Genomic DNA, 19,816 nt, shown 5'->3' with positions numbered 1-19,816 from the left:
TGAAGACCCCCCTCCCATTAAAAATGGGGGGATTACCGGGGCACCGCGACGTTCTGGCCCGCTTCGAGAGCGCCGGGCTAATCGCCCGCGCGGAGCATCGGCGACGACCCCAAGCCGACTCAGGTGTGGGTGTTGCCCACCCGATACGGAGTTGCAGGAGGGAACGACCGATTTTCCGTTCTGAATGAGGCTCGTAGGCGGCATATGATGTCAGAATCGCGGTTAGTAATATGTGTGGGGGTTTAAGTTGGCTCGCCGTATAATGGATGTGGAGTTGGAAGATCGTGAATGGGTCAGAGCATGGAGACCCCCTCTTGCAGTCGATCATTGGCTCGAGGTGCATTGGCGAATGGTCTTAACCAGTGACGATTGGACTGGTGACTTTGAATTCTTGCCTGCGACGTACAAGGTTACTCGGTTCGGTGAGAACCAACATAGTTACATTAACGTCTATGGCTCGTTGATTTCAGATGAGGATAAGCAGTGGCTTGAAAAGGCTTTGGCCCCACCCGCTGGGCAATATGAGTCGATCAAGCATCTAGCTCGAGTACATGAGCTGGGACTAAAAAACCCGGAGACAGGGCGAGGGATGTTCAGGATCGAGGTACTGACAGGCAGGGATCGCGACGCGCTTGTCTCCGCCGTGAAGCGAGAGGAATGGTTGCAATTCGCGAAGCAACACTGGTGGCAGATCGGCTTGGCCCTCATTGTCGGCTACTGGTGGTTCTTCTAGCGCGCGGAGATTATGACCTGCGCTGGGAGTGTAATGACCTTTGTGTATCTGGTCTGGCCCATAGGGGTTTCAGATACGGTCACGCGTTGAATCGTTCATCGAACAGGATAGCGAACTGATTGCGGGCGGCAAACCATTTCTGGACAGTCCTGCCGCCTTTCTCGAAGTTTCGGATCGCCGGATCGAAGGCGAAAAATGGGATTACCTCCTGCCATGCCCTGCGCCAGGCCGGGGCGATGGAGGCATATTTTCCGGCTCATTTTTCCTCAAACGCGCCCAGCATGCGCTCCATAAGCCTGATCTTGAGCTCTTTCATCAGCCCGGCATCGTCGAGCAGATCCTCAGGCCGCTCGCAGCCCTTCAGCAAGTCGTCCAGAAGGTCCTTGGAAATCGTCATCGTCCTTGCTCTTTTCAGGAAGCATGGACCAAATCCCACTTGCACAAAAGACCGGACATGACCTGCCACTGAACCTTCATCCAGTTGAAACCTGAACCCTTTGGGCTGAAATGAAATGTGGCTTAGGTTGAGCAACCGACATCCGCGCGGAGCTCTCAAATGACGCCCCACCGCAGTTAGGCAGACCGCATTTCTTACGCGAAGGGATGTGAAAGAGCAGGACAGCCCCACCTCGGGCCACATCAAAGCCTGCAAAACCCGGATCGAGCCGCAGGGATTTTTCACATCCTCCGAAGACGAACCCCTTCTTTGCCGGCGGGATCCGGACCGATAAACTTTACACCCCCTTCTTCCAGGGCCGTGACAATGGCAACGATATTATTGCGAATGGGAATCCGACGGCCTCGTTCAAAATCTGCAAGCGTCGAGCGTCCCACATGCGCACGATCAGCAAGCTCCGCCTGGCTCCAACCGAGCAGGCCCCGCGCTGCGCGACATAGATGAGATGAAAATATTTCTATGATGTCATATGAAATGCTTGACATTTACACCAACCTAATATAATTAATATGATGTCGTTATTTTATTTAAAAGAGAACAAGGTTTATTACAATGCAATTATCCCTCCCTTTACGATCTTTCGGTCGTCGTCGGGGCACAGGAAGGCTATTCCCTTCCCGAACTCTGAGAGCCCATCCAACAGAATTTCTTTCTCATGCACTTCATATGACCCGCACCGGAACCGTGCGCTCAGGGACTGACACAAGGTTGCTTGCCTCTGGCTTGCGGCACCGCCTCCTGTCTGTCGATGATTTATATGCTCCCCTTCCCCCCGCCATACACGGGCGCGATCTGACAGCACTTTTAGGTGATGCGCCGTGTCGTCAGGAAAGCCCCTGTCATGCTCGCCTGAAGCTATATGCAAGATTGCTGGTCATGGCTCTGGTTCCCAAAGGCCGTATTGACCTGGAGCGTCGTCTCATCACTCCCACTGGCCCGACCATTCCAGACCTCTTCGCTGTAGACGATAAGATGTCGATTGCTTGTGAAGTGGGCGCAACGGACGGACGAAAAATTCATACCCTGCTTGAATCCGTAGCCACATATTGCATTGTTCTGCCCTATTCCAGCCTCTCAGATCCCAATATCCATGGCTATATCTTCCGCCGTTCAAGCACCATTCCGCTCCCCTCCATCACCTTTTGTCAAATTACCAGAGCTCTCGAAGAACTGGAAAATTCTGGTCAAACAGGAAAGGAACTGCCTGATGCTGGCTGACCAACATTATGTCACCATCGGTGCTTTCATCAGACTTCGGTTAAATATGGGGTTTGATATCCCGGTCGAGACCTGGCGCTATCTTTTCGGAATTCCAACAACAACCTGGGAAGGGTTTCTTCGTGATGCACGGCATAGACACCAGCAATTCTGTCCGATGGCCCCGCATATAGCCATAACGGCTCGGTGGGTTGCTCAGCATAGGCAAGTTTATATGCCCCTTCTCTTGCCATCTGCCACGGATCTGTTTTCGCGGATTAATGCTGTGCTGGAGCGTCCCCTCACCAGACAAACCTTTGGGATGGCCTTTGGCTATAATTCCACGCGAGGATATGGCTGGTTATTGCCTAAAACGGATCCCAGACGGGCAACGAAGCTGGCTTTTGCCATGATCGATCATCCTTCTCCTAATCGCCTCAAGGAAAACTGGCAGAAGTGGCAGGCCAACGCCAAGCTTGAAGCGAGGCTGCGGGGGATAACCGATCTCGACAGAGTCCTTCGATGGACAGAACCAACTCAGGAAATTCTGGCGTATGCAGTGTCACCGTGACATCGCTTCCAAATGGCACCACTGTGCAGACCGCGCCCGGCCCTGCGAGAAGGATGATTTGAGATGACACAGGCGGCCATTGCTTTTATCGGCGATCCCCATGGCCAATGGGACGACATCCGCCACCAGATCGAGCAACAACTGGATCAGGGTGTGGCAATCGCTGCCATCGTGCCGGTGGGTGATATGGAATTGGAACGCCCGCTCCATGAAGAGCTTGCCCTGTTCCTCGATATGGGCATCGCCGTCCACTGGATTCATGGCAATCATGATTCCGATCATGCCCATTGGCACGATCATCTCTTTGGCTCGCGCCTTCAAGACAAGACCCTCCATGCCTTGGTGAAGGAAATCGAAGGCACGAAACTTGCCGGTCTGGGTGGTGTGTTCCGGGGCGAGATCTGGTTTCCCCAACCAAGAGAAGCGCCGGCCCGATTTCCGACACGCACAGGGTTTGTAGATAATCTTGACCACCACAAACGGTGGCGCAAGGGGCTACCCCTCAAACATCGCACCAGCATTTTCCCTGAAGATTTCGCACGGCTGGAACAACAAGAGTCAGCCGATATTCTGGTGTGCCATGAAGGTCCTTCAACAGTTGTGAAAGATAGCACAGGGCAGATGATAGGCTTTGAGGTGATCGACGATCTGGCGGCAAAGATGGGGGTAAAACTCATCGTCCATGGCCATCATCACCGGAATTATAGCGCGAAGCTAAAGCAGGATATTCAGGTGCGGGGTTTGGGAAAGGCGGAATTATGGCTGTGGTATCTCGATCAACTGCCGCATGGCGAACTTTGACTGCGCTCTGATCTCGCAGCCTGATCTCGCAGCCTGGGCGCCCGTCCCGGACGGCTTGATCATTGCTCCAAAGGTTGGTTCCTTTGCTTCATTTACCTTGCTACGGATATGCTCTCCGCCCACACGGTCTGCCAGGGGCGTGCCAGAAGCGTGTCAGGGGTTATTGATTATTCACCGATCTGGAACACATAAAACCTGCCGTTTTCCTGAACTGCAATGAGACCGCCCTGCTGTGTGCAAGCCGAATCCAGGCCCATGAGCTGGACGCTGTCGCGAAAATTCCGCCCCAGGGAATAATCAAACACCAGCAAAGAAGCCAAAGCACCCATAGCCAGCCCTGTAAGGGTCGAAAAGGTGATCAGGAGATGAACATTGCGAACCGTGCCTGCCGCCACTCTACGGGCCTCTGAGAGGCCGTGCACAGCATCATCAACCTTTTTCTGTATCTTGCGCGTCGTCTGTTCCAGAGAGTGGGCCGGACCAGACACACCTTCCTGACCTCCTTTGAAAGCGGCATTCCTGACCCCTGCGATTTTCTTCGCGTTCGCCTCTAATGCGATTTGCAGGGGCTTGAGCTCTTTGGCTGTGATCTGGCACTTTTTAATATCGGTGACCTCAGTCAGCAGCCGGTTGAGCGTGTCTGTCAGGACCTGGACTTGTAACGGTTTTGTGCCGGTCACTGATCTCATTATGCCACCTTGGCCTCGAATGCGAGCGGGCTGATGCCGCCCAGATATGAATGCCGCCTGCGGGTGTTGTAGAAGCCATTGATGTACTGGAAGATCGCCGCCTCGGCTTGTCGCCGTGTTGGCCAGCTCTGCCGCCAGATGAGCTCCGCTTTTAAGGATTTGAAGAACGTCTCGACGGAGGCGTTGTCGTAACAATTTCCTTTGCCGCTCATTGATGGGCGCAGGCCATGCGCCTGCAGCTTCTTCTGATAATCGTAGGAGCAATACTGGCTGCCGCGATCGGAATGGAAAAGGCAGCCCTCCGGGGGATTGCGCAGTCGCACCGCCATATCGAGTGCCCGGATCGCAAGGTCCTTTTTCATCCTGTCGCTGACCGCCCAACCCACTACGCGGCGGCTATGCAGATCAAGGATGACGGCGAGGTAGAGCCAGCCTTCCGATGTCCAGACATAGGTGATGTCGCCCGCCCATTTGCGGTTGGGCACGTCGGCGACGAAATCGCCGTCGAGCCAGTTGGCTGCAACGCCAAGCCGGTGGTTGCTGTCGGTTGTAACCTTGTGTTTGCGCGTGCGAACCGGCTTGATCCCATTGATCCGCATCAACCGGCCGACCCGACGCTCGCCGACATCGAGACCTGCCTCTTTGAGCTCCATTGTCATGCGAGGACGACCATAGCTGCCCAGGCTCAGACTATATTGCTCCCTGATATGGGCCAGCACCTTCATGTCTGTCCGGGAACGTTGGCTGATCGGCCGTGTGCGCCAGGAACGATAGCCACAAGGGCTGACCTGCATCACCCGGCAGATCGTCTCCACCGGCCATACATGACGCCAGCTCTCCACAAATGCGAACCTCACGGCCGCTGGCTCGCGAAGAACTGGGTAGCCTTTTTTAGAATATCCCTCTCCTCCTTGAGGATCCGGTTCTCCAGGCGAATGCGTTCGTTCTCGCGGGCCAAATTTGCCTGCGGCGCGGCTACCAGATCAGAGGGTCGGTACCGCGACACCCACTTGCCCAGCGTCGACAAACCTACGCCCAAATCCGACGCCACACGCCTCCGCGACAGCCCACTGGTCAGCGCAATGCGCACTGCCTCCTGCTTGAACTCTTCTGTATGTTTGATCATCTCGTCGGTCTCCTTGTGCGAGTGTTAAACGCTCAGGTGACCGGCACAAAACCGTTACAAGTCCACCTCCACTGCGGTCCATCCCCGCGTGGGCGGGGGAGCCAGTTTTTGTCGGCGACGCTGCGGAGCCGCAGACGGTCCATCCCCGCGTGGGCGGGGGAGCCCGCACAAAATCCTCCGCCAAAGTAAAAGGCGGGGGTCCATCCCCGCGTGGGCGGGGGAGCCGATGATTAGATACGAAAACTGCCACTATGAGCGGGTCCATCCCCGCGTGGGCGGGGGAGCCCTATCGCGTTGCCCGCGCCTCGGAGACGTCCAGGGTCCATCCCCGCGTGGGCGGGGGAGCCAGGAATCACTCGGGAGGGAGGAAGACGTGTCACGGTCCATCCCCGCGTGGGCGGGGGAGCCTCGCTCCTTCTTGTGGCCACAGCCCGCAAGCAAGGTCCATCCCCGCGTGGGCGGGGGAGCCACCACTCTTCCATGTTATTATTTTCCTAATATAGGTCCATCCCCGCGTGGGCGGGGGAGCCCGTCATGCGCACCTCATCAAACCCGCCGCGCAGGGTCCATCCCCGCGTGGGCGGGGGAGCCCCTGTCTGATATCGGTGATTAAGATACACGAAAGGTCCATCCCCGCGTGGGCGGGGGAGCCTCGGTCCGCCGCCGTGCTGGAAAAAATCCCGAGGGTCCATCCCCGCGTGGGCGGGGGAGCCTTTAAAGCCCGTTTGAATGCGTTTTGAAAAGCCGGTCCATCCCCGCGTGGGCGGGGGAGCCCATCAGGCCATTCTGGGTCATGGTCGATAAAAAGGTCCATCCCCGCGTGGGCGGGGGAGCCAAGCTGATGATCGCGGTGCGTGTGATATGAGGGGGTCCATCCCCGCGTGGGCGGGGGAGCCTTGAGCTTCCATAGGCCAGCACTTACAAACGGGGGTCCATCCCCGCGTGGGCGGGGGAGCCTCCTGACGCGGGCGCAGCATGGCTTCGGAGATAGGTCCATCCCCGCGTGGGCGGGGGAGCCGTCTGCGGCTCCGCACCGTCGCCGACAAAAACCGGTCCATCCCCGCGTGGGCGGGGGAGCCCATCAGGCCATTCTGGGTCATGGTCGATAAAAAGGTCCATCCCCGCGTGGGCGGGGGAGCCAAGCTGATGATCGCGGTGCGTGTGATATGAGGGGGTCCATCCCCGCGTGGGCGGGGGAGCCTTGAACGCTCGTTGAACGTCCGTTGAACGTCCGGGTCCATCCCCGCGTGGGCGGGGGAGCCCACCACCGCGCCTGGTCCGTTTTCTAAAGACGCGGTCCATCCCCGCGTGGGCGGGGGAGCCTCTCGGACGAACGGGTCGACGCCTGTGCAAAAGGGTCCATCCCCGCGTGGGCGGGGGAGCCCCGTCGCCGAGGGCGCGGCCAAGCCAGAATCGGGGTCCATCCCCGCGTGGGCGGGGGAGCCCGTGGGATGCAGATGTGTCGCCAATCGAAAAGGGTCCATCCCCGCGTGGGCGGGGGAGCCGGCGATGGCCGCCTGAATGCGGGGATATGGATGGGTCCATCCCCGCGTGGGCGGGGGAGCCTGCCCTGACGCTGGGCGGCTTCATCGGCGGCGCGGTCCATCCCCGCGTGGGCGGGGGAGCCGCCCGCGCTCGATCAGGAAATCCATCAGCGCAAGGTCCATCCCCGCGTGGGCGGGGGAGCCTTTTACGCAATCTCAACTGCCCGCTAAATCAGCGGTCCATCCCCGCGTGGGCGGGGGAGCCGCTATGACCCGGCGGATTTCGCCGCCCCCATCGGGTCCATCCCCGCGTGGGCGGGGGAGCCTCTGGGCAGTAAAGCCTTATCAATATTCACTTGTCAATGATCGGTTGGTAGAAAATCTATTCGGATTTATCCCTTTTAACGAGCATCAGCCCATCGACATCGATAATCTGCTTTGGCGGAATACCGAGCGTAAAAACCGACTGCCCGGAGAGGGCGGCCTTATCGTGCCATGTGAGCACAATGGACCCGCGCCCCAAAGCCCCATGCCAATCGCATAGAACCGTTAATATCCGTTCCCGCACGGCCTTGCTGAGATTGGGCGATGTATAAACACCGGGCGCAATTTCAAGCATGATCGAGGCCAGAAAACCCCGATAGCGTGGCTCGACATCGCGCGTTACGATCACTGTCATCGGCATGGCTTAGCCCTCGAACAATTCCTTGATCCGATCAATCATCGAGGGAATGAGCTTTTCCCTGCGAAATCGTTCCCCGGCACTGCGGCGCACAAGCCTTTCGATTTCCTGCCCCGGTTGATCGCGGTGCCTGCGCGTGGCTTCAAAGGCAATGGGAAGGGTGACGCTGGTACGATAGAGATCGGCAATATCCAGAACAAAGGAATGGGCCGAATCTTCGTGGATGAAGCCTAATTGCGGTATGGTCGCTGTGGCGGTAACGGCTATCGCTGCTGCGGCTTCGACGGCCGTTGCGGCATGATTGATCGCCTGATTGGGGGTATCTGCGGCCTCGGGGCGGCTGCGATCATAGCGACGTCCATTCCATTCGATCCCAAAGCGTTGGGCAATCAGCTTGTAGCTTTCTTTCATCCGCGCCCCTTCTATGCCCCGCAGCACGGCAATATCGCGATGGGGCAGAACCTCGCCCAGCCGCCAGGCATAAAGCTTGCGGGCCATGGAAAGGCGGGCCCCTTCGGCATCGGCCCAAACGCGGGCATGGCGACGGGCAAGATCAGATTGATCGGGCATCAGGGGCGGCGCCGTATAGCAGCGTACACCATCGCCCCCGATGGCCACCAAAGCGGTATTGTGCCGCGCCAGCAAGCGCAAGGCATCGTGGCTCACCGTTGATCCGGGCCCAAGCAGGATGGCGGAAACGGCCTGAAATGGAATTTGATAATCCCCCGCATCCAGCGCGCCACCGCCCGCACAGATGAACCGCAGGCAGCCATCCTCGACCGAGAGATTGCCGCGATCAAGGCTCAGCAGCCCATGCCTGTCGGTATGGGGAATGCGTGCCGTTTCCAACCCTAGTCGCCCTTTGAGCACAGCCTTATCCCCCGTTTGTTGATGGCTTCAAAAGCACCATGCCATAGCCAAAGGCACGATGCCTGCCGATGCCTCGGCGCAACAGATCATGGAAACGATCGCTGTTCGTTACCTCTAGAAGGCCGGTCATGATTGCATCCGGGCCTTCGATTTCATGCAGCGTGCGCGCGGAATTTTTGCGGGCAATGCGTAGGCGCTGAAAGGCCGCAAGGGTACAGCCCGCACGCCCCTGTTCAGCCCCGATCACATGGGCACCGCCGGATTTCTCAATGCGGCTGGAAAGCCAATCGGCATAAATTACGCCGCGATCCACCCGATCCGCCGCCCCGTCTCCCATCTGATCACAGGCATGCAAAAAGGCATCACGTTCGCGCACGCTTTTGCGGCCAGTGTCACCATCGGTGCGCACAATGGGGCGAACCCGCACCTCAAAATGATAGCGCGCCCCCACAGCCCAGCGTTCCGGCATGGCTTTGAGGGCGAGACCATCAAGGCACAGGATTTTGGCCAGATCCGCCTGATCGCGATCCATGCTTTTAGCGTGGGCCAAAAGCTTTTGCCGATCCGCATTGCTATAGCCCAAAAGCATGGGGGCGCCCGCCGCCCCTGTATCGGTTTGTTTTTCAACAAGCCTGAAGGGTTTGGGCGCATCATCGCCAAAGGCCGCTGCCAAAGCGGCATGGAGGGCATAGCTCAAATCCCCACTGCGACCGACCAAAGATCGGGCATGAGCCCAACGCACCAGGCCCGGCATATCAGGCTGAAGGCGCAGCATATGAAAAGGTGCAGTCATCATTCAGGCTCCGTGAACGCGGTTTTATGGCCAGTGGGCGGTGTGATCATGATGTGATGGATCACCTCGGCTCCCCCATGCACATCATTGCGCCAGTTGCGTCGGGTGGCGGATCTTCTTTGCTCTGTCCGCTCATCTGGTTCGGCTTTTCCTGTCCAGAAAAGGGAAACAGACTGCCCCCCCAGATCCCCTTCAATAGGAATTGCGCTTAAAGCCGCGCGCGGGGATGCAGCCTCGACACAGCCTTCGAACAGGCGCGTGGCAGGCAGGCATGGCTTGCGCCCGATGAAGAGCGGACGGGCAGGCGCATCGAGGGCTGCAGCCAGTGTATCGAGGCTGGGTTCTTCATCTGCGGGATCAAGCTTTACGGCAACCAGAATGCTGGCATCGGCGCGATAATCGCGATAGCGCAGATGCGGGCCACTATAGCTGCCCGCTCCGCCCGCCCGGCCTTCGGGGCGATTGGACGTGGTCCAGCCGCGATCATTGCCATCAAGCTCCGCCGTTTGGAAATCGCGGATGCGCTGGCCCGCCCGATCAAGGCGCACGGCATAATGCAGGCGATCCTGCAATCTTTGATGCTTTGCCGCTTCACCACGACGATAGCCCAAAGCATTGGCAAAAAGCCCGGTGATGAGGGAATGCGATGGACAATCCGTGATCACCCCCAGATTATCCACCGCCTCGCCCCCAAAAGCGATCAGGGGCGATTCCAGGCGTAAAATAAGAATTTGTGCCATCCTTCACACCTTGCCCTGACGCACGACATCCGCCGCCCATTGGGCCAGCCGATCAAGGGGCAATCGTTCGGCACCATCGAGGGTGGCATCGGACAGCGACAGATAACGCCGGGCTTCCGCCTGCCCATAGGTTTCATCCAGAACCCTGAGATGCCTGCCAAGTGCCTCCATGGCCGAACTGAAATGCGGTTCCACCGGCTTGCGAAATGCATTGGCCAAAGTGCGCGGCTGACGGCCACCGGCTTCGATCATCAGCATCGAGGCATAATCATAAGGGGCGGTTGACCCAAGCTTTGCACCGGGCGAAACGGTTGCCACCAGATGAATGAGATGCTGGGCAACCCGCGCTGCCAGATCGCGATCAACCCCATCCTCATGCCATTGATCCACCGGGGCCCCTTCAAGATTAGAGACCAGCAAAGGCAGATCGATCACCACATAGCCATAATAAAGGCCGCTGGTCAGTTCCATATCGAAAATTCCTGCCGAACCCGCATCATCGCCATCCGCCCGGCTTCGCAGATCATCGACAACGGTGAAATAATCGCTTTCGCTTTCTTCGGCATGAACGGTAAAGGCATGGGCCACATGCACGGCGGCATCGGTATTGGCGATCAGATCAGAGGTGACCATGCGGCCAAACAGGGCGGATTCAAGCCCGGCATGATGCTTCATCGCCTTGATATTGGCGCGCAGGTCTTTGTCCTTGAAAAAGGCATCACAGGCTTTTGCAGCCTCATCGGCGCTATTGACCTCCGCTGCGATGGCGCGGGCTTTGGATAAAAGATAATCGATTTCCGGCTGGCCAAACAAAACGGCCTGTTTGGTTTGGGCGCTGAATGCAGCCGCGTCCTCGCCCTCTTGCGCATCCTTTTTAGCTTTGGCCCGCTTGGGGTTTTCTTGGAACAGGCCCTTCAGGAAACCTTCGGCGATGGCTTCGGCAAGGCTTTTATCAATACCCGCCTTCACCAGCGGCTCCATGATCCCGCGATCAACGATGAGCCGGGATCGCTTGCCCATCGGCACCCCGATGGAACGCAGGGCCCATTCATCCTCGGCCATGCGCCAATGACGCTTCAGGCATTGCGAGGAAATTCGGGTTCGGGTGGCCCCGCCAAAAGGCAGGCGCTTGGCGAGGCCTGCATCATCGCGATTGATCAGGGCAGCGGGATAGGAATGCAGGCTATGAATTTGCAAAAAACGGGGGGTAATCATGGGATCGACCTTTCTTTTAATGAATGATTGGTTTCAGGCAGCTTTTTCTTTGGAATTTTTTGTGCGGAAATAAGCGCGTGCAATCGCCATGCGCTGCTCTTCGGCCCATTTTTCATTGCGGCCTTCCGCCAAAACCAGCTTTGCAAGCACGCGCCAATCAATGGCTTCGCCTTTGACGGCCAGAAAGCGGCATATCAGCAGATATTGATCGCGAAATTGCGCCCCACGGGCGCTCAGGAATTTGGCCAGGCGCAATTCGCTGAAGTCGTTTTTTGCCAGCATCGCGCCCGGATTATTCGTGTTCGGGTGATGATAGGGAGCCATGATGGCCATGCCGCGCAGGATCAATGCCCAGCGTCGAATTTCTTCAGCATCGCGATCAAGGGCATTGGCGTTGCATCTTGCCATCAAACTCCAAAAAATAGGTGCATTCGGCACCTTATCCTCAAGGCGACGCAGGGCCGCCCGATCACCGGTGGAAAAATCTTTGGCAGCGATCTTCCTGGCAATATTGGTGATGATCTCGCCAAGGCCCGGATCGTCCTTTTTTGGGCTGTTGGTCTCAGGCATGTTCGGCCTCCTTATTCTCCCAATATTGGGCGTACAGATTTTCAAAATTCTTTTTCAGCATGGCAAAAAACAGATCGCGGCTGCGGGTTTGGGCCCGATAGCGACGGATCGAGGCCAGCGGCACGCTGTGCTGTGCCTGTTGAAGCAGATCAATGGCAATTTTCCGCATTTTGCATTGCCAAAGCAGGGCGATTTCATGATCGGGCTGGCCAGAATCGAAGGCATCGATCGCCTCCCACAATTGGGGGAAGAACATCTCATCAACGGCCTGATCGAAGGCCTGCAGCCAGGAACCCGCCTGTTTGGACGTTGATTTCGATCCATAATCGATTGAGTCCGGGCCATCTTGCAGCAGGGAGAAGAGAGCCGGGCGCAAAACCATGTCGCGCATGGTGCCAGCATCATCCACCCGGCGCTTGGCAAGAGCGGCGAGCCTATCGCTATGGCCGCTTGCCATTATTCGCTTGACGGGCTCGCTGATCGGCACGCGCCGTTCATGATAGCCTTCGGTTTTGCCCTGCCCCCGCACCAGCCCACAAGCCAGAACCGATAGCCCTTCATCAGCATCATTGGGGTCGACTTTCTGGAGCATGGATTTTTGATAGGTCTTGCCGAAGAGCAATTCCGACATGCGGCGATAATTGAAGCCATCAGAAAAAACGGAAAAGGATTTGGCCTCATCTCCAGGATGGATCGGCATCCAGGGATCGCCCACATGGCCCTTCGTTTCACCGGCATTGATGCGCGCCTTTTTGCTGGTTGCGCCCAGTGCGGATAGCCGATCCGATTTTTCAATCAAACGGACACGCCGGCAAATCTCGATATAAAAAGGATCGAGCTGATCAAGGGTCAATTGGCTTTGGCCATCCCATGGCAGCAGCCAGATCAGCGCAAGGCCATTGTCTGCAGGATATTGCTCGATATCTTTTAAGATACACCCGCGTTTTTGAAGCAATATGCGCAGATCACGCCGGACCCGGGCACCCACCCCGCCCGGCGGCACGATGCCCAAGGCCGAACGATTGGCAAAGCCGCCATTCATGCGGGAAATGCCGTAATTTCCAGCTCCCAGAAATCCTTCCATCGTCTGAAGGCTTAACAGCGCAAAAAACCAGTCCTCGGGGGCGGCAGCCCGCATCCGCGCGGCTTTCAGATCATGGTTTTTCGATGTCACCAGAAGATCGAGCGCATCGGGGGTCTCAATCGGCTTGAAGGCGGAAATATCGCCGTCCGGCACCGGAGCTTGCATGAAGGCGGGCTTGTCGGGCGTTGCCACCAGCGACCATGGCTCATCCTCGGGCCAATCGGGCGTGAGCGCGCGCAGCAACCCGGCCCAGCCCTCCGCATCCCGGGGCGGATCGCTTTCCCCCGCATGGTGAAGCGCAATGGCCGCAAGCTGCACCAGAAAGGCATGGAAAGCATGGCGCTGATGTGCGCGCAAAAAGGGAAATTCATCAACCTGATCATCCATCAGCAAGGCCAGCAGCGCCGGCAGGCTGACCTTTTGGTGATGGGCAGATTGATCAATCGTGATGAGAGGTTCGCTCAATAAATTGAATGTCATCGTCGCACCACCTTATGGATAATTTTAATAATCCCCGCGTGGGCGGGGGAGCGATCTTTATCAAGACCTTGTATGGTCCATCCCCGCGTGGGCGGGGGAGCGCATCATGAGGGCGCGCGAATAGGTGGCATGAACCATTGCCATGTTTGCACATGTGCTGAACCACGGCAGTCACTCAACTCGCAGTCGGGCAATTCCAACGCAGACAAATTAAGAGACAAACTCTTCGGGAATACCGTGGGGGAAATCCAAGCCGTGACTGACGCCACCGTCCATTGTTTGGGAATGGTGCGGCGTCGCTTGCGATTGGGGGTTTCCGAGTTCCGAAAAGGGCTAAGCATGGGATTGGGGCTTTCGAATTGCGACAAAGATTATTAATAAAGACTTTGTAATTATTATTTTTATAGTTTTACACAAATACCCCAATTTGTCAATCTTCTTTTCTCAATCCCCATCGATCATAGGTGAAGTGCGCACCGCCAAGGCGGAAGCGGACGCCGGTTCCATCCGCCTGCTCGATGGCGGCGATTGCATCGGGTGCTATGCCCCCACAGAGATACGCGGGTAAAACGAGATGATGGGCGGGTGCGCCAAAGGGGCCATGGGGGGGCGTTATGCCCTCGCCCCAATCCACGAGGCGATCTTGCGCGCCAAGGCGGGTGGTGATGCGTTCTTCCTTGCCGGGGAATTGGGTTTCTCTAAAGGGCTCATGAAGTCTGATGATCACGCTTGTGGCACTGTTCTTTTTGCCCGAAATCTGTCCTGCCAGATCCTGTCCATGCTGTTTCCAAACCGGCCCCAATTCATCTGCCAGCGCATCGACCAATGCGGGATGCGTCGCCCGTTCCACCAATTCGCGGTTCATCGCTGGAATTTGCAGGCATTCATGCTGTTCAAGCAGGCGCAGCGTTGCCTCGATCGCCCGCAAATCGGGATAGACATAGCCCCCCAAACCATAGCGGCCGAGCCCGCGCTGCCCGGGCGAAAGATCGCGTTCACCAGGGTGCAGGATGATGGCGCGTGCCGTTTCAAAGCCGGCAGGGCGATGATCGCGTTTATGGCGATGCAGGCGGCCGAGGCGTTGCAGCAAAATATCCATGGGACAAAGATCGGAAATCAACAGGTCCGCATCGATATCAAGGCTTTGTTCCAGTGTTTGGGTGCCAATGATGATGAGGCCGCCATCGGGCCGTTCGCGGCCGATCTGCTTTTCCACACAGGCATCGAGTATCTTGCGGTCCTCGCGGGCAAAACGGCCATGATGCAGGCTGACGACATTTTCGCAGCGAAAGAGGGGCGGGTGCGGATCATTCTGGCAGAGAGATTCCAGCGCCTGCTGCGTTGCGACCGCAGCGTTTACCGTGTTGCGAACAACCAGAATTTTGGCCCCCGCGCGGGCCGCTGCAAGCGCCCTGCTGGCCACCATTTCGGGCTCTTCCATATGGGGCGACAGCTCGATATTGACTGTTTTCTGGCTTGGCTTGCCGCCTATGGCCACCGATTGAGAGCTATCGGAGCCTCTCACGGTCAAAAGCGGATAAGGCGTTTTGATCGCATCCAGGGGCGATGGCATTTCGGCACGCGCCCCGCCCAGCAAGCGCGCCTTCATGGCCGTTCCTAATGTGGCTGACATCAAAAGCGCATAGCCCCCGGCCCCCAGATGATGATCGAGCACGGCTTCAAGCAATCTGTTCATATAGGGATCAGACGCATGAACCTCATCCACCACCAAAAGATGCCGCATCAGGGCGGTGGAGCGCAGATGGGCATGTTTGACCATGAGTGAAGAAATCAGCACCTGATCGATGGTGCCAACGGCAATGCGGGCGGCCAGATAGCGCTTCGGATTTTCCGCCGCCCAAAAGCGGGGATTGCGCTTATCTGGATCATCATCCCACAAAACATTGAAGCCGGGCAGCGGCCGCCCTTCGATATCATCCACCTTGAAATAGCCGGGTACCGCAAGAACTGTAGCAGGGCGATGATCCGGCGGGAAAAGGCGTGAGACCATTTTTCTCACACGATCATGTAATTGAGTTGCCGCCGCCCGCGTGGGCAAGGCAAAATAAAGCCCATCAACCTTGCCGGCCTCAAACAACCGCTTGAAATACCAAAGGGCTGCTTCGGTTTTTCCCGAACCGGTCTCGGATTCCATGATCAGCAGGGGAGCCAGCTCAAGCTGCTCCACAGCTTTTTGCAGCGCATTGGGCGGAAAAGAGAAAAGATCATCAAAGCCCAGCGATGAAGATGGCCGAACGCCGTGATCAAGGCCGATTGCATGCAGTGCCTGCACCGCCTTCTTGCGGGCAAAGATCATCCGGTCGCCATCATCGGGTTCGCTATAGGGAAAAAGGCCACGGTCCGAGCCCAGCCAATCGGCCAGCATAACCAGCCCGGCAAAGGCGTGCTGGAATGCCGATGGCGCTTCAAAAGACGTACAGGGCTGAAAGGCATCCGGGAACCATGGGGCCAGATGATCGCCCATATCCCGCAGGGTTTGCATGGGATCATAATGATCATCCGCGCACCACCAGCTTCGCACCCCTGCCTCATCATCAGACTTCCATGGCGCGCCATGATGGGAAATGGCGGCGATCAGCAGGGCATAACCGGCCGCATCACCAAACCATGAGGCGATCTCGCCCATGCGAAGCGCCTCATATGCCTGCGACGACAGCGCATCCAGCGGATTAAACAGCCAATATAACTCACGCACATGCCCGGCCCGTGGAGATTTGCTGCATGGCAAAACCTTGTATTGAAACCCGCGATTGGCCTTGCCGATATCATGAAGGAAAGCAAGCACCGAAAGGCGCGCGATCAGGGCGGGTTGAAGCTCATCAAGGCCCGCCAATGTGGCCATGCGCCGATTGATCAGCGGCTGGCGCAAAAGTGCCTCACAACAGGCCGCAACATCGGCGCTATGATCGATCAGGGGATGCCATTGCTGATCATCATCACTGACAAAGGCATATTTGCCCCAAGCTTTTGGAAATGGCTTTTGCACTGCAAAATCTTCAAAAATAAATATATATGAACGAGCCTAAAGCGATAATTTTTAATTTTAAAGTGAAATTTAATGGGGGGATGAACCTTTGGTTGAAGCCTGCTCTGCTCCCAAATGGATGAAAATTCAGTGGCAGGTCAATTTATGTGCGAACAGTTGTGCTAAGATAAAGTATTTGTCCAAAATTACATACCGTTTGAAATGAATTCCATGGACACCGAAGAAATTTCAAAAATCGCCCAGAACTGCGTCCAGCACCATCCTGTCATAGTGCTCGGAAGCGGTGCTTCAATTGCGCACCAGATCAGGGGTATGGGCGCGCTGGCGGATTATCTGCGCGACAATCTCGATTTGCAGGGCCAACAGGAAGAAGACGCCTGGACGCTGATCCGTATGGCGCTCGCCAACGGCGACGGTCTGGAGGAAGCGCTCCAAAAGACCACTGCGCCAACGTCAATGGTCCGCAAGATTGTCAATCTCACTTGGGAGGCGATTGCCAGTGATGATCTCGCGCTGTTGCAGCGGGCCGCAATCGGTCAGGAAGCATTTCCGCTCTCGGATTTGATACGCGCGCTTTTCAAGAGCACCAACAATACGATCAATATCGTAACGCCGAACTATGATCGCGTTGCGGAGTATGCGGCTGACGTTGCGGAATACATTCATGCGACGGGTTTCGTGCCGGGGGTGATTCGGCGGCGCGAAGGGGCGGACACAATCTTTGTGCGGAAGGGGAACTATCCGGCGAGAACCGTCCGAATCTGGAAGGTACACGGTTCTCTTGACTGGTTTGAGGACACGAAAGGGACAGTCGTGTCTCTTCCTCTTTCCAAGCAATTGCCGGACGGATTTTTACCGCTGATCGTCACACCCGGCGTAAGCAAGTATGAGCGTACGCATGATGAGCCTTTCCGTTCGGCCATTCAGGGCGCGGACGCGGCGCTTGGCAGGGCCACCGCGTTTCTGTGCGTTGGCTACGGCTTCCGGGATACGCATATCCAGCCTAAGCTTATCGAGCGTTGCCATCAGAAGAATGTACCGATCGTGATATTGGCCCACACACTGACTGAAGAAGCCCGGCAGTTTCTGGCCAACAATGCCGGTGCTGCGTATCTGGCCATGGAGGACTGTGATGAGGGGACGCGCATCTATACGCCTGAGACTCCGGACGGTGAAATTATCGAGGATCAAAAGATTTGGCCATTTGAAGAATTTAACAAATTAGTGCTTTGAGGATTGAAAATGACGATATTTGACTATGACGACAATGAGGCTTTGGGAAAAATCATCGCTGTAGACAGCGCGGTTGTTGTCGTTCGTGTCGATGAACTCGAACGCCTCAAACGGGTCCAGGTTAATCGTCTTGTGGCACTGCAAAGCAGCAAAGCCGGTCAGCACCTCATCGGTGTCGTGTCCCGCATCACCCGCAAAGCGCCGGACGGCGGTGTAGAACTCGATGCCGATGAAGATAATGGCGAAACCGTCGAGTTGCCGGAGAATAATCTCGTACGCGTTTCGCTCATAGGTACTCTGATTGATCGCCTCGGCACCGCCAGCAATGTTTTCCGCCGAACACTGGAAACGGTACCTGAAATTGACGCAAATTGCTTTGCTTTGGAAGGGGAGCGCTTAACGAATTTCATGCAGGTTATTTCCAACGTGGCCGGGAATGGACCACAACTCGAACTCGGAAAATACACGCTTGATGAAGACGCCACAGCTTATCTAAACGGGAACCGGCTCTTCCAGCGGCACGCTATTGTTGTTGGCAGTACAGGTTCCGGTAAATCCTGGACGACAGCACGGCTCTTGGATCAGGTTGCCGCGCTGAAACAGGCAAACGCCATCCTATTTGATGTGCATGGTGAATACAAAACGCTGGTGGGTGACGAATTCCGGCACTTCCGCGTAGCCGGACCGGGGGATTTGGACGGTGGAGCAGCATTAGATGGTGGCGTACTTTACTTGCCTTACTGGCTTCTGGGTTATGAGGCGATGGTGTCGCTGTTTGTCGATCGTTCTGATCAGAATGCACCCAATCAGGCGATGATCATGTCGCGTTGCATTACCGATGCTAAGCGGGCATTTCTGGAAGCAGGTGAGCATGCGGACATTCTGAAGAACTTCACTGTCGATAGTCCGGTGCCGTTCGATATCAATGCTGTTGTCAGCGAGCTTGCGCGCCTTGACATAGAACGAGTACCCGGAGCCCGAGCAGGGAGCGATAAGGCGGGGGACTTCAATGGTAGGTTGAGCCGGTTGATTGCGCGTTTTGCTTCCAAGCGCTTGGACCGCCGCCTTGGTTTTCTGTTCCAACCGCATAATGAGTGCATGGAAATGGAATGGCTGACGACCATGGCGCATAAACTGGTCGGTGGTCGCGGTTCCCAAGCTGACAGTAATGGCGGCATTAAGATCGTCGATTTTTCTGAAGTGCCATCGGATATTCTGCCCTTGATGGTTAGCCTGCTGGCACGGCTGATATTCACCATTACGCAATGGACAGATATCGAGAAACGGCATCCTGTAGCGCTCTTCTGTGACGAAGCACATCTATATATTCCTGAACGCGCAAGCGCGGATTCAGTTGACGATATTTCTGTCGGAATTTTTGAGCGTATCGCGAAAGAGGGCCGAAAATACGGCGTCGGCCTGGTTGTCATTAGTCAGCGTCCAGCAGAGGTCAATCGCACGGTTCTTAGCCAGTGCAACAACGTCGTCGCAATGCGGCTTACGAACGGCGAAGATCAGTCTGTCATTAAACGATTACTGCCTGATAGCCTCGGTAGTTTCGGTGATCTGCTGCCAGTCCTGGATGTTGGCGAGGCTTTGGTAGTAGGCGATGCCAGCTTGTTGCCAACACGCGTTCGCGTCGCAGAACCAAAATACAAGCCAAACAGTGCTACTGTCGAGTTTTGGGATCGTTGGAACGACGAACAGGCAATCTCTGATACTGAACGCGCTGTGCATTCCTGGCGGAGACAGAGTGCGCTGTAATAAAACTACATGTGTACCTTCGAAAGGGAAATGTCATGAATCTTATGTATCTGGTCTGGGCCATGCGGGTTTCAGATACTGTCAGGTATCGAAGCGCTCGCGAAGCTTAGGGGGCAAACTTGTTTGTGGTCTTGCTCAATATATCTCTTTCCACTCAGAAGTGGGGGCCTCCAGAACGCCCTCAATTTTTTGGCTTTCCTGACCGTGAGCCAGCATTCGTCCCGTGCCTTTCCCAACGAGTGCCGCTATTTCGCTAGGCCGTAGACTCATAAAATCTAAGCCATATGCGGATTGAAGCGAGTTTGATTGCGGCCTGGAAG

General features: G+C 56.4%; 17 protein-coding genes, 2 pseudogenes and 1 CRISPR repeat array. Of the genes and pseudogenes, 6 read left to right on the top strand and 13 right to left on the bottom strand.

Annotated features, from left to right (window positions below):
* Positions 1 to 349 precede the first annotated feature (349 nt).
* Entirely contained in the window at positions 350 to 733 is a 384-nt protein-coding gene (locus tag AQ1_RS13015) for a hypothetical protein (protein ID WP_152550442.1), read from the top strand.
* 79 nt (positions 734 to 812) lie between these two features.
* Here the strand turns inward: AQ1_RS13015 and AQ1_RS15230 are convergent.
* The 3 genes and pseudogenes from AQ1_RS15230 to AQ1_RS13010 all read right to left on the bottom strand — a co-directional run.
* A pseudogene (locus AQ1_RS15230) lies at positions 813 to 983 on the bottom strand (IS256 family transposase); the annotation flags it as partial.
* A gap of 21 nt (positions 984 to 1,004) precedes the next feature.
* Positions 1,005 to 1,130 (bottom strand): annotated as a pseudogene (locus AQ1_RS15585) (IS256 family transposase); the annotation flags it as partial.
* A gap of 281 nt (positions 1,131 to 1,411) precedes the next feature.
* A complete protein-coding gene (locus tag AQ1_RS13010) occupies positions 1,412 to 1,675 on the bottom strand; it encodes a helix-turn-helix domain-containing protein (protein ID WP_042088066.1) in 264 nt (87 codons plus the stop codon).
* Between the two features lie 391 nt (positions 1,676 to 2,066).
* Between AQ1_RS13010 and AQ1_RS13005 the strand changes: the two genes are divergently transcribed.
* The 3 genes from AQ1_RS13005 to AQ1_RS12995 all read left to right on the top strand — a co-directional run bounded on the left by AQ1_RS13005 (position 2,067) and on the right by AQ1_RS12995 (position 3,759).
* Positions 2,067 to 2,408 (top strand): hypothetical protein, encoded by a 342-nt coding sequence (locus AQ1_RS13005; protein WP_042088064.1) that lies wholly within the window; start codon positions 2,067 to 2,069, stop codon positions 2,406 to 2,408.
* Complete coding sequence (locus tag AQ1_RS14745; protein WP_052371282.1) at positions 2,398 to 2,958, top strand: hypothetical protein; 561 nt, start codon at positions 2,398 to 2,400, stop codon at positions 2,956 to 2,958. The genes AQ1_RS13005 and AQ1_RS14745 overlap by 11 nt, the downstream gene beginning before the upstream one ends.
* 63 nt (positions 2,959 to 3,021) lie before the next feature.
* Positions 3,022 to 3,759, top strand: coding sequence for a metallophosphoesterase family protein (locus AQ1_RS12995; protein WP_042088062.1), 738 nt, complete (start codon positions 3,022 to 3,024; stop codon positions 3,757 to 3,759).
* A gap of 167 nt (positions 3,760 to 3,926) precedes the next feature.
* On the opposite strand, the gene AQ1_RS12990 is transcribed toward AQ1_RS12995, so the two are convergent.
* The 10 genes from AQ1_RS12990 to AQ1_RS12940 all read right to left on the bottom strand — a co-directional run bounded on the left by AQ1_RS12990 (position 3,927) and on the right by AQ1_RS12940 (position 16,499).
* Positions 3,927 to 4,439: a hypothetical protein gene (locus AQ1_RS12990; RefSeq protein WP_150007469.1), complete on the bottom strand. Its 513-nt coding sequence runs from the start codon at positions 4,437 to 4,439 to the stop codon at positions 3,927 to 3,929.
* 8 nt (positions 4,440 to 4,447) lie between these two features.
* A protein-coding gene (locus AQ1_RS12985) for an IS3 family transposase (RefSeq protein WP_313982478.1) occupies positions 4,448 to 5,574 on the bottom strand; the annotation gives its coding sequence in 2 pieces (ribosomal slippage) (positions 4,448 to 5,343 and positions 5,343 to 5,574; 1,128 coding nt in all).
* A 75-nt stretch (positions 5,575 to 5,649) separates the two neighbouring features.
* Positions 5,650 to 7,384: direct repeats of the CRISPR family, unit length 28 nt; unit sequence GGTCCATCCCCGCGTGGGCGGGGGAGCC.
* Positions 7,385 to 7,440: 56 nt separating this feature from the next.
* Positions 7,441 to 7,743, bottom strand: coding sequence for a type I-E CRISPR-associated endoribonuclease Cas2e (gene cas2e / locus AQ1_RS12975; protein ID WP_042088056.1), 303 nt, complete (start codon positions 7,741 to 7,743; stop codon positions 7,441 to 7,443).
* A 3-nt stretch (positions 7,744 to 7,746) separates the two neighbouring features.
* On the bottom strand, positions 7,747 to 8,610 hold the full coding sequence (gene cas1e, locus AQ1_RS12970) for a type I-E CRISPR-associated endonuclease Cas1e (RefSeq protein ID WP_042088054.1): 864 nt from the start codon (positions 8,608 to 8,610) through the stop codon (positions 7,747 to 7,749).
* A gap of 4 nt (positions 8,611 to 8,614) precedes the next feature.
* Positions 8,615 to 9,406, bottom strand: a complete 792-nt coding sequence (gene cas6e / locus AQ1_RS12965; RefSeq protein WP_081837335.1) for a type I-E CRISPR-associated protein Cas6/Cse3/CasE — start codon at positions 9,404 to 9,406, stop codon at positions 8,615 to 8,617.
* Positions 9,403 to 10,143 carry a type I-E CRISPR-associated protein Cas5/CasD gene (gene cas5e, locus AQ1_RS12960; protein WP_042088050.1) on the bottom strand — a complete coding sequence of 247 codons (741 nt, stop codon included), beginning with the start codon at positions 10,141 to 10,143 and terminating at the stop codon, positions 9,403 to 9,405. Before cas5e ends, cas6e begins: the two co-directional genes overlap by 4 nt.
* A 3-nt stretch (positions 10,144 to 10,146) precedes the next feature.
* Positions 10,147 to 11,358: a type I-E CRISPR-associated protein Cas7/Cse4/CasC gene (gene cas7e / locus AQ1_RS12955; protein ID WP_042088048.1), complete on the bottom strand. Its 1,212-nt coding sequence runs from the start codon at positions 11,356 to 11,358 to the stop codon at positions 10,147 to 10,149.
* A gap of 33 nt (positions 11,359 to 11,391) precedes the next feature.
* Positions 11,392 to 11,928, bottom strand: a complete 537-nt coding sequence (gene casB, locus AQ1_RS12950; protein WP_042088045.1) for a type I-E CRISPR-associated protein Cse2/CasB — start codon at positions 11,926 to 11,928, stop codon at positions 11,392 to 11,394.
* Positions 11,921 to 13,492: a type I-E CRISPR-associated protein Cse1/CasA gene (gene casA, locus AQ1_RS12945; protein ID WP_042088043.1), complete on the bottom strand. Its 1,572-nt coding sequence runs from the start codon at positions 13,490 to 13,492 to the stop codon at positions 11,921 to 11,923. The genes casB and casA overlap by 8 nt, the downstream gene beginning before the upstream one ends.
* 430 nt (positions 13,493 to 13,922) lie before the next feature.
* Entirely contained in the window at positions 13,923 to 16,499 is a 2,577-nt protein-coding gene (locus AQ1_RS12940; RefSeq protein ID WP_042088041.1) for a CRISPR-associated helicase/endonuclease Cas3, read from the bottom strand.
* A gap of 210 nt (positions 16,500 to 16,709) precedes the next feature.
* Here AQ1_RS12940 and AQ1_RS12935 point away from each other — a divergent pair, with 210 nt between their 5' ends.
* Together AQ1_RS12935 and AQ1_RS12930 are read left to right on the top strand one after the other, a co-directional pair.
* On the top strand, positions 16,710 to 17,732 hold the full coding sequence (locus AQ1_RS12935) for an SIR2 family protein (RefSeq protein WP_042088070.1): 1,023 nt from the start codon (positions 16,710 to 16,712) through the stop codon (positions 17,730 to 17,732).
* 9 nt (positions 17,733 to 17,741) lie between these two features.
* A complete protein-coding gene (locus tag AQ1_RS12930) occupies positions 17,742 to 19,496 on the top strand; it encodes an ATP-binding protein (protein ID WP_042088039.1) in 1,755 nt (584 codons plus the stop codon).
* Positions 19,497 to 19,816 lie beyond the last annotated feature (320 nt).

It is taken from the genome of Iodidimonas nitroreducens (genome assembly GCA_000710935.1).
Taxonomy (GTDB): domain Bacteria; phylum Pseudomonadota; class Alphaproteobacteria; order Sphingomonadales; family Rhodothalassiaceae; genus Iodidimonas; species Iodidimonas nitroreducens.
The sequence above is the reverse complement of the archived record's forward strand: the minus strand, read 5'-3'. Positions and strand labels throughout refer to the sequence as shown.

Bases quoted from the DNA above. Each gene is read 5' to 3' on its own strand.
- casA (WP_042088043.1), bottom strand. From the start codon at position 13,492: ATGACATTCAATTTATTGAGCGAACCTCTCATCACGATTGATCAATCT.
- cas7e (WP_042088048.1), bottom strand. From the start codon at position 11,358: ATGATTACCCCCCGTTTTTTGCAAATTCATAGCCTGCATTCCTATCCC.
- AQ1_RS12930 (WP_042088039.1), top strand. From the start codon at position 17,742: ATGACGATATTTGACTATGACGACAATGAGGCTTTGGGAAAAATCATC.
- AQ1_RS12935 (WP_042088070.1), top strand. From the start codon at position 16,710: ATGGACACCGAAGAAATTTCAAAAATCGCCCAGAACTGCGTCCAGCAC.
- AQ1_RS13005 (WP_042088064.1), top strand. From the start codon at position 2,067: ATGGCTCTGGTTCCCAAAGGCCGTATTGACCTGGAGCGTCGTCTCATC.
- AQ1_RS14745 (WP_052371282.1), top strand. From the start codon at position 2,398: ATGCTGGCTGACCAACATTATGTCACCATCGGTGCTTTCATCAGACTT.
- AQ1_RS12995 (WP_042088062.1), top strand. From the start codon at position 3,022: ATGACACAGGCGGCCATTGCTTTTATCGGCGATCCCCATGGCCAATGG.
- AQ1_RS13015 (WP_152550442.1), top strand. From the start codon at position 350: ATGGTCTTAACCAGTGACGATTGGACTGGTGACTTTGAATTCTTGCCT.
- AQ1_RS13010 (WP_042088066.1), bottom strand. From the start codon at position 1,675: ATGTCAAGCATTTCATATGACATCATAGAAATATTTTCATCTCATCTA.
- cas6e (WP_081837335.1), bottom strand. From the start codon at position 9,406: ATGATGACTGCACCTTTTCATATGCTGCGCCTTCAGCCTGATATGCCG.
- cas5e (WP_042088050.1), bottom strand. From the start codon at position 10,143: ATGGCACAAATTCTTATTTTACGCCTGGAATCGCCCCTGATCGCTTTT.
- cas2e (WP_042088056.1), bottom strand. From the start codon at position 7,743: ATGCCGATGACAGTGATCGTAACGCGCGATGTCGAGCCACGCTATCGG.
- casB (WP_042088045.1), bottom strand. From the start codon at position 11,928: ATGCCTGAGACCAACAGCCCAAAAAAGGACGATCCGGGCCTTGGCGAG.